The sequence below is a fragment of the Pollutimonas subterranea genome (genome assembly GCF_002849655.1).
Taxonomy (GTDB): domain Bacteria; phylum Pseudomonadota; class Gammaproteobacteria; order Burkholderiales; family Burkholderiaceae_B; genus Pollutimonas; species Pollutimonas subterranea.
On sequence record NZ_PDNW01000021.1, the window covers coordinates 1 to 12,482 of the forward strand.

20 protein-coding genes are annotated in these 12,482 nt (G+C 55.6%); all 20 read right to left on the bottom strand.

Features of this window, described 5'->3' with window-relative positions; all coding sequences use genetic code 11:
• Positions 1–625: 625 nt before the first annotated feature.
• Positions 626–2,626, bottom strand: a complete 2,001-nt coding sequence (dsbD, locus tag CR159_RS18335; protein WP_255398956.1) for a protein-disulfide reductase DsbD — start codon at positions 2,624–2,626, stop codon at positions 626–628.
• 36 nt (positions 2,627–2,662) lie between these two features.
• A complete protein-coding gene (gene cutA / locus CR159_RS18340; protein ID WP_233208401.1) occupies positions 2,663–2,989 on the bottom strand; it encodes a divalent-cation tolerance protein CutA in 327 nt (108 codons plus the stop codon).
• A 184-nt stretch (positions 2,990–3,173) separates the two neighbouring features.
• The gene (gene rplQ, locus CR159_RS18345; protein ID WP_102075414.1) at positions 3,174–3,557 is read right to left on the bottom strand and encodes a 50S ribosomal protein L17; all 384 of its coding nucleotides are present in this window, start codon (positions 3,555–3,557) and stop codon (positions 3,174–3,176) included.
• A 189-nt stretch (positions 3,558–3,746) separates the two neighbouring features.
• A complete protein-coding gene (locus tag CR159_RS18350) occupies positions 3,747–4,742 on the bottom strand; it encodes a DNA-directed RNA polymerase subunit alpha (RefSeq protein WP_102075415.1) in 996 nt (331 codons plus the stop codon).
• A gap of 154 nt (positions 4,743–4,896) precedes the next feature.
• Positions 4,897–5,520 carry a 30S ribosomal protein S4 gene (rpsD, locus tag CR159_RS18355; RefSeq protein WP_102075416.1) on the bottom strand — a complete coding sequence of 208 codons (624 nt, stop codon included), beginning with the start codon at positions 5,518–5,520 and terminating at the stop codon, positions 4,897–4,899.
• A gap of 11 nt (positions 5,521–5,531) precedes the next feature.
• On the bottom strand, positions 5,532–5,933 hold the full coding sequence (rpsK, locus tag CR159_RS18360; RefSeq protein WP_013743934.1) for a 30S ribosomal protein S11: 402 nt from the start codon (positions 5,931–5,933) through the stop codon (positions 5,532–5,534).
• Between the two features lie 14 nt (positions 5,934–5,947).
• Positions 5,948–6,313, bottom strand: coding sequence for a 30S ribosomal protein S13 (rpsM, locus tag CR159_RS18365; protein WP_073104496.1), 366 nt, complete (start codon positions 6,311–6,313; stop codon positions 5,948–5,950).
• Between the two features lie 35 nt (positions 6,314–6,348).
• On the bottom strand, positions 6,349–6,462 hold the full coding sequence (gene rpmJ / locus CR159_RS18370; RefSeq protein WP_073104498.1) for a 50S ribosomal protein L36: 114 nt from the start codon (positions 6,460–6,462) through the stop codon (positions 6,349–6,351).
• A gap of 31 nt (positions 6,463–6,493) precedes the next feature.
• Positions 6,494–6,712, bottom strand: a complete 219-nt coding sequence (gene infA, locus CR159_RS18375) for a translation initiation factor IF-1 (protein WP_073104500.1) — start codon at positions 6,710–6,712, stop codon at positions 6,494–6,496.
• A gap of 7 nt (positions 6,713–6,719) precedes the next feature.
• Positions 6,720–8,045 (bottom strand): preprotein translocase subunit SecY, encoded by a 1,326-nt coding sequence (gene secY, locus CR159_RS18380; protein WP_102075417.1) that lies wholly within the window; start codon positions 8,043–8,045, stop codon positions 6,720–6,722.
• A 9-nt stretch (positions 8,046–8,054) separates the two neighbouring features.
• Positions 8,055–8,495, bottom strand: a complete 441-nt coding sequence (gene rplO / locus CR159_RS18385) for a 50S ribosomal protein L15 (RefSeq protein ID WP_102075418.1) — start codon at positions 8,493–8,495, stop codon at positions 8,055–8,057.
• An 11-nt stretch (positions 8,496–8,506) separates the two neighbouring features.
• A complete protein-coding gene (gene rpmD / locus CR159_RS18390) occupies positions 8,507–8,692 on the bottom strand; it encodes a 50S ribosomal protein L30 (protein ID WP_102075419.1) in 186 nt (61 codons plus the stop codon).
• A gap of 3 nt (positions 8,693–8,695) precedes the next feature.
• On the bottom strand, positions 8,696–9,217 hold the full coding sequence (gene rpsE, locus CR159_RS18395) for a 30S ribosomal protein S5 (RefSeq protein ID WP_102068264.1): 522 nt from the start codon (positions 9,215–9,217) through the stop codon (positions 8,696–8,698).
• Between the two features lie 15 nt (positions 9,218–9,232).
• Entirely contained in the window at positions 9,233–9,598 is a 366-nt protein-coding gene (gene rplR, locus CR159_RS18400) for a 50S ribosomal protein L18 (RefSeq protein ID WP_102075420.1), read from the bottom strand.
• A gap of 21 nt (positions 9,599–9,619) precedes the next feature.
• The gene (rplF, locus tag CR159_RS18405) at positions 9,620–10,153 is read right to left on the bottom strand and encodes a 50S ribosomal protein L6 (protein WP_102075421.1); all 534 of its coding nucleotides are present in this window, start codon (positions 10,151–10,153) and stop codon (positions 9,620–9,622) included.
• 10 nt (positions 10,154–10,163) lie between these two features.
• The gene (gene rpsH / locus CR159_RS18410; RefSeq protein WP_102075422.1) at positions 10,164–10,559 is read right to left on the bottom strand and encodes a 30S ribosomal protein S8; all 396 of its coding nucleotides are present in this window, start codon (positions 10,557–10,559) and stop codon (positions 10,164–10,166) included.
• Between the two features lie 11 nt (positions 10,560–10,570).
• Positions 10,571–10,876: a 30S ribosomal protein S14 gene (gene rpsN, locus CR159_RS18415; protein ID WP_102075423.1), complete on the bottom strand. Its 306-nt coding sequence runs from the start codon at positions 10,874–10,876 to the stop codon at positions 10,571–10,573.
• An 11-nt stretch (positions 10,877–10,887) separates the two neighbouring features.
• Positions 10,888–11,427 (bottom strand): 50S ribosomal protein L5, encoded by a 540-nt coding sequence (gene rplE / locus CR159_RS18420; protein WP_102068259.1) that lies wholly within the window; start codon positions 11,425–11,427, stop codon positions 10,888–10,890.
• 12 nt (positions 11,428–11,439) lie between these two features.
• The gene (gene rplX, locus CR159_RS18425; RefSeq protein ID WP_102068258.1) at positions 11,440–11,760 is read right to left on the bottom strand and encodes a 50S ribosomal protein L24; all 321 of its coding nucleotides are present in this window, start codon (positions 11,758–11,760) and stop codon (positions 11,440–11,442) included.
• Between the two features lie 10 nt (positions 11,761–11,770).
• A complete protein-coding gene (gene rplN, locus CR159_RS18430; RefSeq protein WP_073104517.1) occupies positions 11,771–12,139 on the bottom strand; it encodes a 50S ribosomal protein L14 in 369 nt (122 codons plus the stop codon).
• Positions 12,140–12,482 lie beyond the last annotated feature (343 nt).

Here is a 12,482-nt window from a genome sequence, read left to right on the forward strand (position 1 = left end):
TAAGCAAAAAGGAGAAAACCACCGACCTATCGTGACCGCTACCTATACAATCTGAACACGTAACATCATCGAATGCGCAGCGGTCACGATAGACCGGAATCAGCGGTCATCTTCACCGGAATACGCAGTTCCCGACTAATGGCACGGATCGACAGCCCCTTGCCCCGGTCATACAGCCCTTTGATCTTGTGTATCACTACCCACTCCTTCACTGACGCGCTCCCGTTGTCTTTTATATGGCAGGAACGCTACACGTTTCATGGCTTTGCAGCCACCGTCAGGTGGGTCAAAACTATTGGCCATTAGTGGGTCATTTTAATTGGCCATTAACACGAGCAAGCCGTAGGCGAAAGGAGCCCGGACGGGCGGATGAGCAAGGCGATGCGATGTTCGGCGCCGCAGGGCGATGAACCGGCAACGAGAAGCGCAACAGGGCCCCACAGGACCTGACACGCGGAGCTAGAAAGATAGCTTCATGCATAGAATAACTTCATGCCGCAAGATACCTCCACGCAGCAAAATAGCATCACGCAAGAACACAGTCACATAGCCGAACACAAGAACGCTACTCAACGCAAGCAACCCATCTTCCACAAAAAGCCCACTCGCCAGAGTGAAAACACATCTACCCTTGGGTAAGCACGCGCTCCAGCACCGCCCCGAAATCGCGGGCGTTCTTGAAGCCGACCACGCGGGCCTCGTGCAATTCCTTGCCCTGCTCATCAAAGAAGATAATCCCCGGCGGGCCAAACAACTTGAATCGTTTCAGCAGTTCCCGGTCTTCCGGGGAGTTTTTGGTAACGTCGGCCTGCACCAGCAAGAACTGCGACATCTGCCCCGCCACTGCGGAATCGCTAAAGGTGAACCGCTCCATTTCTATGCACGACACGCACCAGTCCGCATAGAAATCCAGCATGACCGGCCGGTTGGTATTGGCCAGCAGATTGTCCAGCTGTGCGACTGAAGTCACCTGCGTGAACTCCGGGTGTGTGGCTGCTACGACGCCCGAACCTTGAGACGACGCCGTAAGCGGCGCCAGCGGCCTTAGCACATCGCGCGCGCCGGCCATTACGCCCACCACCAGAATCACCGCCCAAAGTGCCAGCATCAGACCCAATGCGCGGTTAGCCAGACGCCCGGCTCCTGTTCCGGCGGGCATGGCATCGAAGGCGCCCAGCATGACAGCGCTCCACAAGGCAAGGAAAGCCCAGCCGAGCATCATTATCCACGCGGGCAGTATCGGATTCACCATCCACCACGCGGTGGCAAGCAGCAAAACGCCGAAAAGACGCTTGACGCCATTCATCCACGGGCCTGATTTGGGCAGCAACGCGCCCGATGAAGCGCCCACGGCCAGCAACAGCAAGCCCTCGCCCCAGGCCATGGCAAACAATGCCGTTCCGCCCAGCACCAGATCCCCTGTCTGGGAAATGAACAGCAACACGCCCGCGAGTGGAGCCGCCACGCAGGGCCCGACGATGAGCGCGGACAGCATGCCCATGGCGAACACGCCACCATAGCGCCCACCCGGAATCCGGGACAGGCGCGCATTCAAAGCCGTCTGCATTCCCGTAGGGGCCTGCAAGGTGAATACATCGAACATTGCCAACGCGAGCACGACCAGGATGACCGCGAATAAGGTCAGAACCCAGGGCGTCTGCAGCCAAACCGCCAAGCTGGCGCCAATCAACCCCGCAGCGACACCTAGCGCCGTATAGACCAGGGACATGCCCAGCACGAACACCGCAGCCAGAGACAAGCCGCGCCAACGGGAGACCTTCCTGCCCTGACCCGCATCGCCCGCAACAATGGCCAGCAGAATAGGCACCATGGGCAGCACGCAAGGCGTGAAGGACAGCAGCAAGCCCAGCAGCAGGCATAGGGCAATGACCTGGAACCAACCGGCCTGTGCGAGGTAGGCCGCGAAACCCGTGTCGCCGAGGTTCAGCGCACTACCCAAGCTTGTCGTGCTGGCGGCGTTCGCCGCTTGCGCTGATGCAGCCACGCTCTTTGCCTGTGCCAATTGGGGCTTTGCCGCCGGCACGCTAGCAACCACCCCGGGTCCATCCGCCCGGTACCCGGTGTCTGTGGGCGTAAGGGTGATTTCCCGCGTCATGGGTGGATAGCATAGGCCGGCATCGGCACAGCCCTGGCTGGTGATGGCCAGACGCAGCGGCTGGCCTGCGCCGGCGGTCAGAGGCAGAGTGACCGTTACCTGGTCATAGTAGACTTCCAGATCTTTCTCGAAGGTCGGATCGTACGTGACCTTTCCCGCGGGGTAGACAGCGTTGCCCAGTACGCTGGGAGAGGAGTCGGGTGCAAGCGCAAATTCAAATCGTTCCCGGTACATGTAGTACTTCGGTGCGATCACAAAATGCACATCCAGTTGTGTCGGCGTGGTCATCGCCGCGGAAAACACGAACGCTTTTTCGGGGTCGAGGAACTCGTCTTCTGCGCGCACCGATCCGGCGGGCAGAAAGGCCAGAGCCAGCATCAAGGCAGCCAGAAAGGCCCAGACGATTCGGTGTATCGGCAGCAATGCGCGTGAATCCGGTAGAGGCGGCGCCGGTTGCCTGGTGTCAAGGGGAGTTTGCATCACTGCGTTGGCCAGCGCCAAATACGACATCTGTACTTCCTCTTGGACGCCTCGCGTCCTTTGTGTTCAAGTGCTGGACGGATCCGACACGGTTTGGCTGCGACACCAATCCAGATAGCTCGTCGAACCGCCTGAGACGGGCAGGACGAGGATTTCAGGGACTTCGTAAGGGTGTAGCTGGGCCAGTCGCGCTACGAGCTGTGGAGCCCGCGCAATCGTGGTTTTTATCGTAAGCGGAATTTCTTCGGTGCCTTCCAGTACGCCTTCCCACATATACATGGACAACACAGTGCCGCCAAGGTTCACGCAGGCGGCGAGATGTTCTTCCACCAGGACATGGGCGATACGCTTGGCGAGCAGTAAATCGGGGGCATTGCTGAGCAGGATCACCACGTCGTCGGCTGGGGCAAGCGTAGCGCGGCCGCTGCCTGTATCGGGCGCCTCGGCGCGATCGTGGGAATGGTCGGGCGAAGTGAAGGTGCTCACGAAGGGAATCCTGAGATCGTTGGCAACAATCCATTCTACCTATAAAAAACGGGCCCGAAAGCCCGTTTGAACTACTGCAGATCCGCGTCGCTTATTCAGCGTCGGTTTCTTCGACTTCAGGACGGTCAACCAGTTCCATGAACGCCATCGGAGCGTTGTCGCCCTGACGGAAACCCATTTTCAGGACACGGGTGTAGCCGCCGTTACGTTCTTTGTAGCGAGGACCGATTTCAGCAAACAGTTTGACCACGGCATCGCGGTCGCGCAGACGGGCAAACGCAAGGCGCTTGTTGGCCAGCGTGGGCTCTTTGCCCAGCGTGATGAGGGGCTCGACGACGCGACGCAATTCCTTGGCTTTCGGCAAGGTTGTCTTGATGGCTTCGTGTGTCAGCAACGAAACAGCCATGTTGCGGAACATAGCCAAACGGTGACTGCTGGTGCGATTTAATTTACGCAAACCACTACGGTGACGCATGATGTTTTCCTTTGAATCTGTTTAACGGACAATTCCGTTGGTTAACCGGCTCTTCTATCAGCAGTGCTGCGGGCCGGGTGCGGGCAGGATTCTAACACGACTGTGCCAAAATCCTTTAGATACATGAATGGCGATACCGATATCGGACTACCACGACTGAAGCCGTAATCCGATATCTATTCCAACAACTTAAGGACGTTCCAGGCCGACTGGTGGCCAGTTTTCGAGCTTCATGCCCAACGTCAAGCCACGTGCGGCAAGGACTTCCTTGATTTCATTCAAGGACTTGCGGCCCAGGTTAGGCGTTTTGAGCAATTCGTTTTCTGTGCGCTGGATCAGATCGCCGATGTAGTAGATGTTTTCGGCTTTCAGGCAGTTGGCAGAGCGAACGGTAAGTTCCAGATCGTCGACCGGGCGCAGCAGCACTGGATCGATTTGTGGAGCATTGCCGCCGGGACCTCGAGGGCTGTCGGCGTAATCGCCGGCGCCTTCCAGGGCGGCAAATACAGAGATCTGGTCCATCAGGATGCGTGCCGACTGACGTACCGCTTCTTCGGGCGACACAACACCGTTGGTCTGGATGTCCAGAACCAGCTTGTCCAGGTCGGTGCGCTGTTCAACACGAGCGCTTTCGACCGAATAGCTGACACGGCGCACAGGGCTGTACGATGCGTCGAGCACGATACGGCCAATGGTGTGAGTGCGATCATCGACCAGCGCGCGCACATTGCCCGGGACGTAGCCACGACCCTGCTCTACCTTGATCTGCATTTCAAGCTTGCCGGCTTCGGTAAGCGTGGCAATGACATGGTCAGGGTTGATGATTTCAACGTCGTGCGGCAGTTCGATATCGCTGGCCAGCACGATGCCTTGACCCTGCTTGCGAAGAACCAGCGTGACTTCTTCGCGGTTATGCAGCTTGAACACGACGCCTTTCAGATTCAACAAGATGTCGACAACGTCTTCACGTACGCCGGCAATGGTCGAATATTCATGCACGACACCGGTCATCTGTACTTCGGTAGGCGCATAGCCGGCCATGGATGACAACAGGATGCGACGCAGGGCATTGCCCAGTGTGTGTCCGTAGCCGCGCTCGAACGGCTCCATCACGATTTTCGCGTGATTCTTGCCGACAGGCACGACTTCAATAGAACGGGGTTTAAGAAAACCTAGTGACGACATGTGTGTTCCTTTTCAATACCCTCGGCTCGTTACACCGATAAGGCTGATGAACTGATTGGGATGATTCTTGCGGCATCGCAAAGCCCACTTACCAGTGAACTGGAGAAGTGGGCTGTTGCAATACTGCGATTTGCTGCTTTGCTGCTTGTATCAATTAGCGCGAGTACAACTCGACAACCATCGATTCGTTGACGTCGCGGGCAACATCAGCACGATCAGGAACCTGTTTGAAGGTACCTGTCAGCTTGCCGGTGTCGACGTCGACCCACTGCGGCAGGCCCTGGCCTGTTGCAAGGTCTAGCGATTCACGAATGCGCAGCTGGGCTTTCGCCTTTTCGCGGATCGAGATAACGTCGCCAGCCTTGACGAGCATCGAAGCGATGTCGGCTGTGCGGCCATTGATTTCAACGGAGCGGTGATTCACCAACTGACGTGCTTCAGCACGCGTCGAGCCAAAGCCCATGCGGTAGACGACGTTGTCCAGACGCGATTCCAGCAATTGAATCAGGGTCTCGCCAGTGTTGCCACGACGACGCTCAGCTTCAAAGAAATACTTGCGGAATTGTTTTTCCAACACACCGTACATGCGCTTGAGCTTTTGCTTTTCGCGCAACTGCAAACCGTAGTCGGACGTACGAGCGCCCGATGTACGGCCATGCTGACCAGGCTTGGACTCGATTTTGCATTTCGAGTCGAGCGAGCGGCGCGAGCTCTTTAAAAATAGATCTGTACCCTCGCGACGCGAGAGTTTGCATTTAGGTCCAATATAACGTGCCAAGATGCTTCCCCTTAGATGCGACGACGCTTGGGCGGACGGCAGCCGTTATGAGGCACCGGCGTGATATCTGAAATGCTGGAGATTTTAATACCCAGGGCATTCAGAGCACGCACCGATGATTCACGGCCAGGACCGGGGCCCTTGATGCGAACTTCAAGTGTTTTGATACCATATTCCAACGCGACGCGCCCAGCCGATTCCGCTGCAACCTGCGCCGCGAATGGTGTGGACTTGCGCGAGCCTTTAAAGCCCGCACCACCGGATGTCGCCCAGGACAAGGCATTGCCTTGACGGTCGGTAATGGTGATGATCGTGTTGTTGAAGGACGCATGGACGTGCGCAATGCCGTCCGATACGCTCTTCTTGATTTTCTTGCGTACGCGCGATGCGCCGCTGTTGGAAGCTTTCGCCATCTTCTATTCCTCGATTATTTCTTCAGGGAAGCAGCAGCGCGACGCGGACCTTTACGGGTGCGTGCGTTGGTACGGGTGCGTTGACCACGTACAGGCAAGCCACGCTTGTGGCGCATGCCCCGGTAAGTTCCCAGATCGATCAGACGTTTGATCGACAATTGTACTTCGCGACGCAAATCACCTTCAACCGTGAACACACCGACGTGTTCGCGGATACGTTCGAGTTCGGCGTCTGTCAGATCTTTCACTTTCTTGGAGAGCTCAATACCAGATGCTTCGCAGATTTTGCGAGCACGGGTACGACCAATACCAAAAATAGCGGTAAGTCCGATTTCGGCGTGTTGATGCGGCGGAATGTTGATGCCAGCAATACGGGCCATGACTGTTCCTTGTTAAATCCGTTGCGTGTCGGCCATTAGCCTTGACGCTGCTTATGACGTGGTTCGGTGCAAATTACACGCACCACGCCGTGACGTTTAATGATCTTGCAGTTGCGGCAGATCCGTTTTACCGATGCCATTACTTTCATGGTTGACTCCTAGTTTCCTGTAACCGGCCGCTTATTTAGAGCGGAATACAATTCTGGCACGCGACAGGTCATAGGGCGTGAGCTCCACTGTAACCTTGTCACCCGGCAGAATCCGGATGTAATGCATACGCATCTTGCCCGATATGTGGCCCAATACTATGTGGCCATTTTCCAGCTTGACGCGAAAAGTTGCGTTGGGAAGGTTCTCAAGAACCTCTCCTTGCATTTGAATGACGTCGTCTTTTGCCATTTCTTTTTTACCGCATTGGCAATCCCGCACCCTTGAAGTTGGCCTTCTTGAGCAGCGAGTCGTATTGATGGGACATCATGTAAGCCTGAGCTTGTGCCATGAAGTCCATGGTCACCACCACGATAATCAACAAAGAAGTGCCACCAAAATAAAACGGTACATTCCAGCGAGCCTGCATAAGTTCCGGCAACAAACACACCAGAGTTATATAGAGAGCGCCCATCAGGGTCAATCGCATCAGTATCTTGTCGATATAACGCGACGTCTGGTCCCCTGGACGGATGCCTGGAACGAACGCACCGCTTTTCTTCAGGTTATCTGCGGTTTCACGACTATTGAACACCAAGGCCGTATAAAAGAAGCAGAAGAAAATAATTGCAGCAGAATACAGCGTAATGTAGAGCGGCTGACCCGGCGAAAGTACCGCCGCGAGATCGCCCAACCAACGCATATTCGGGTTACTGGAAAACCAGCTGGTAACGGTTGCAGGAAGCAAGATGATCGATGAGGCGAAGATGGGAGGAATAACACCCGCCATGTTCAACTTCAGGGGCAAATGCGAACTTTGACCGCCGTAGATCTTGTTGCCCACCTGGCGCTTCGCGTAGTTCACCGTGATGCGGCGCTGGCCGCGTTCGACAAACACCACGAAGTACGTAACCGCAACAACCAGTACAAGAATGAACAGCGCTGACAGCACCGACATGGCGTCGGTACGAACCAGATCCAGCATTCCTGCCAAGGCACTAGGCAATCCTGCAACAATACCGGCGAAAATCAGTATGGAAATGCCATTACCCATACCGCGCTCGGTGATTTGCTCGCCCAACCACATCACGAACATCGTGCCGGTAACCAGTGTGACTACCGTTGTGAAGCGGAACATCATGCCAACATCGATAACCAGGCCTGGCTGCGATTCGAGGGCTACCGAGATACCGACAGCCTGAATCAGCGCCAGGAACACCGTGCCGTAGCGGGTGTACTGGGTGATCTTGCGTCGGCCCGATTCGCCTTCTTTCTTGATCGCTTCCAGGGTAGGCACCACGACCGCCATCAACTGCATGATGATGGACGCGGAGATGTAAGGCATGATACCCAGTGCGAACACGGAGAACCGCGACAGCGCGCCGCCCGAGAACATGTTGAACAAGCCCAGGATACCGTCCTGGTTTTGCTGGAACAGTTCGGCCAGCGCGTCGGGGTTGATGCCCGGCACGGGTATGTGCGTTCCCAACCGATAGACCACCAGGGCGAGTATCAGGAAGACGATACGGCGTTTTAAATCGCTGTATCGGGAACCTGATTTACTCTGTGCCTGAGCTTTAGCCACCGTTACCCCTTAAGCCAGCGAGCCGCCAGCAGCTTCGATCGCGCTGCGAGCACCGGCCGTTGCACTGATTCCGCTAAGGGCAACCTTGCGCGACAGTTCGCCGGACTTGATGACTTTTACGTAACGCACGGCTTGGCCAATGACGCCTGCCTGCTTGAGAACCTGCACGTCGACTTGGTCGACAGGCAGGCGCTCGAGGTCGGACAGACGCACTTCGGCGGACAAATGTTGGTTCATCGCCGTAAAGCCACGTTTCGGAAGGCGGCGTTGCAAAGGCATTTGACCGCCTTCAAAACCAACCTTGTGGAAACCGCCAGTACGCGATTTTTGACCTTTGTGACCACGACCAGCGGTTTTACCGAAGCCGGAGCCGATTCCGCGACCAACACGGCGGCGAGCTGGACGGCTGCCTTCGGCTGGTTTCAGCGTATTTAATTGAGTTTCTGACATCTCGATTCCTTTCAGGCTTCCGAGACGGTGACGAGGTAATCCACTTTACGGATCATCCCACGCACCTCGGGCGTATCGACCAATACGCGGCTGCTATTCATGCGACCCAGGCCCAGACCGCGAACTGTGGCGCGGTGGGATTTGTGAGTGCCAATAACAGAACGTACGAGAGTTACTTTAATTTGCTTCTGTGCCATGACTTACCCCAGAATATCTTCTACCGACTTGCCGCGTTTTGCAGCGATGTCAGCAGGAGTCGAGCAGGCACGCAAGCCATTAAGCGTTGCGCGGACCATGTTGTAAGGGTTGCTGGAGCCCAGGCTCTTTGCAACCACATTACGCACGCCCATTACGTCGAATACAGCGCGCATTGGGCCGCCTGCGATAACGCCAGTACCTTCAGGTGCTGGTGAAATCATGACTGTGGCGGCGCCATGCTTGCCAAAAACCGTGTGATGCAAGGTACCGTTTTTCAGGTTGACCTTGAGCAGTCCGCGGCGGGCCTGTTCCATTGCTTTTTGAACAGCGACGGGCACTTCACGGGCTTTACCTTTGCCCATTCCGATGCGGCCATCGCCATCACCTACCACGGTCAACGCGGCAAAGCTCATGGTGCGACCACCCTTGACCACTTTGCTGACACGGTTGACCGCGATCATTTTTTCACGCAAGCCGTCGTCGCTTTCTTTCTCTGCGGCGTGCTTACCTTGTGCTTTAGCCATTTGATAATTCCTTGCTTAGAATTTCAAGCCGGCTTCACGCGCGGCGTCGGCCAACGCTTTCACGCGGCCATGATAACGAAAGCCCGAACGATCAAAGGCAACCAGCTCTATACCAGCGGCTTTTGCTTTTTCGGCTACGCGCTTACCGACCAGACCAGCGGCGGCAACGTTACCACCGTTGGCGCTATTGCCGGCGAGTTCTTTGCGTACTTCGGGCTCGAGCGTGGAAGCGCTAACGAGCACACGATCGCCTTCCGGCGAAATGATGTTCGCGTATATGTGCAGGTTCGAGCGGAAAATAGAGAGGCGGTGAACACGCAGCTCGCTGATTTTCCGACGGGTCGCCACTGCACGACGCAAACGGGAGATTCTCTTGTCCATAATTCGTCCTTGCCTGCGCGCTTATTTCTTCTTGGTTTCTTTGATGATGACGCGTTCATCAGCGTAACGCACGCCCTTGCCCTTGTAGGGTTCGGGTTCGCGGTAAGCGCGGATTTCAGCGGCCACCTGACCAACAACCTGTTTGTCCGAACCCTTGATGACGATCTCGGTTTGAGTGGGGCACTCGACCTTGATGCCTTGGGGCATGGGATGCAGGATGTCGTGGGAAAAACCAAGTTGCAACTTCAGCGCGTCGCCCTGAACCTGGGCACGAAAGCCCACGCCAACCAGAGTGAGTTTACGCTCGAAGCCTTTGCTGACACCAGTTACCATATTGGCAACCAGCGCGCGCAACGTGCCCGACATGGCCTTGGCCTCGCGAGAATCGTTGGCAACAGCAAACGTCAGCTGATCACCATCTTGAACGACGGCAACGTCGCCCTTCAGGGCTTGCGTCAAGGTGCCCAATGGGCCCTTGACAACAATTTGATCGGCACTGATGGTGGCTTCTACGCCTTGGGGTACGGGGACCGGGTATTTTGCAATGCGTGACATATGATTCTCCTTATGCCACGTAGCAAAGTACTTCGCCGCCCACGCCATTGGCGCGAGCTTTGCGATCGGTCATGACACCGCGCGGAGTCGACACGATTGCGACGCCCAGGCCATTCATCACTTGAGGAATGGATTTGCTGTTTTTATATATACGCAGCCCAGGACGCGAAACGCGGTCGATACGTTCGATGACCGGACGGCCAGCGTAGTATTTAAGTGTGATTTCCAGAACAGGCTTGGCTTTTTCGCCGCCGATCTGGAAACTGTCGATATAGCCTTCGTCTTTCAGCACGGCAGCAATAGCTACCTTCAGCTTCGAGGAGGGCATGCTAACCGACGTTTTATTGACTTGTTGCGCGTTACGCACGCGGGTCAACATGTCGGCGATGGGATCGCTCATGCTCATTTGTATTTCTCCTACCAGCTGGCTTTGGTCATGCCCGGCACTTCGCCACGCAACGTCATTTCACGCAGCTTGTGGCGAGTTAAACCGAACTTGCTATAAACGCCACGCGAACGACCCGTGACAACGCAACGATTGCGCTGGCGAGTTGGGTTGGAATTGCGCGGCAGTTGTTGCAGTTGCAAACGGGCCTGATAGCGTTCTTCGTCAGTCTTGGACTGATCGTCGATGATCGCCTTCAGCGCAGCGCGCTTGGGTGCAAATTTTTCTGCCAGCTTGGCGCGTTTGATATCGCGATTGATGAGTGAAAGTTTTGCCACGTCATCGCCCCTTAATTGCGAAACGGGAAGCTGAAGGCGGTAAGCAATGCCTTGGCTTCTTCGTCGGTCTTGGCTGTAGTAGTGATGCTGATGTTCATCCCACGTACGGCGTCGATTTTGTCGTATTCGATTTCAGGGAAAATGAGTTGCTCTTTCACCCCGATGTTGTAGTTGCCACGTCCATCGAACGCACGACCCGAAATACCACGGAAGTCGCGAACGCGCGGCAGAGCCACGGCGACCAGGCGGTCCAGGAATTCGTACATGCGGCGGCCACGCAATGTGACCATGCAACCGATGGGGTAGTCTTCACGGATCTTGAAGCCGGCGATAGCCTTTTTCGTTTTCGTGACAACAGGCTTTTGCCCTGCAATTTTCGTCAAGTCAGAGACAGCGTGCTCAATGACTTTCTTGTCGGACACCGCTTCCGATACACCCATGTTCAGGGTGATCTTGGTGATGCGCGGCACTTGCATTGCGCTTTCGTAGCCGAATTGTGCTTGCAGGTCTGCGGCGACCTTGCTGCGGTAAAACTCTTGTAAACGTGCCATGTTCTTCGCCCCTTAAGCCTTGGCGCCAACGACGGCGCCGCTGGAACGGAATACACGGACCTTGCTGCCATCGACTTCTTTGATCCCAACGCGATCGGCCTTGCCGGACTCGGGATTGAAGAGCGCCACATTCGAAATGTGGATGGGCATGGTCTTGTCGATAATGCCACCTTGCGAGCCAGCCATAGGATTGGCCTTCACGTGTTTCTTGACGACATTGATGCCTTCGACCAACACGTGGTCGGCGTCTACACGTTGCAGCACGGTGCCACGGCGTTTTTTGTCGCGACCAGTCAACACAATGACTTCGTCGCCTTTACGGATTTTTTGCATGGTTCGCTCCTTACAGCACTTCTGGAGCCAGCGACACGATCTTCATGAACTTTTCTGTACGCAATTCGCGCGTGACAGGTCCGAAGATACGGGTACCGATGGGTTCCAGTTTGGCGTTGAGCAACACGGCAGCGTTGCCGCCGAACTTGATCAGCGAGCCGTCTTTACGACGAACGCCCTTAGCGGTGCGAACCACTACAGCGTTGTAAATCTCGCCCTTTTTGACGCGCCCGCGTGGGGCCGCATCTTTGACACTAACTTTGATAATGTCACCGATAGCGGCATAACGGCGCTTCGAGCCGCCTAACACCTTGATGCACATGATTCTGCGTGCACCAGTGTTATCGGCCACGTCCAGCGTGGTCTGCATTTGGATCATGATTTTTCCTGTTCCAACTTAGCCGCATTGCCTTGTCATTATTGACATGCCACACAACCAGTTTTGGTCCCGTTAGATCCGACATCCGCCAGCCTGATACCGTAAACCGGATTTTCAAGCCAACTAAAATCGAACCCTAGGTTGAAATCTTGCGAAAAACAAAACGTGTATTACCCGCCGAAGTACTGCATTGCGCCGGCTTGCGCTTTATTAGCAAAGCTCTTGAGCGCCCACTAGGACAGGTAAGCATTAAAGTTTATAACATGCGCGCAACTAACGCAAGCTTTATTAACCGTTGCGGCGACGCCATCGCGATGACGTCGCCGAACTGTGTCTGACCAAC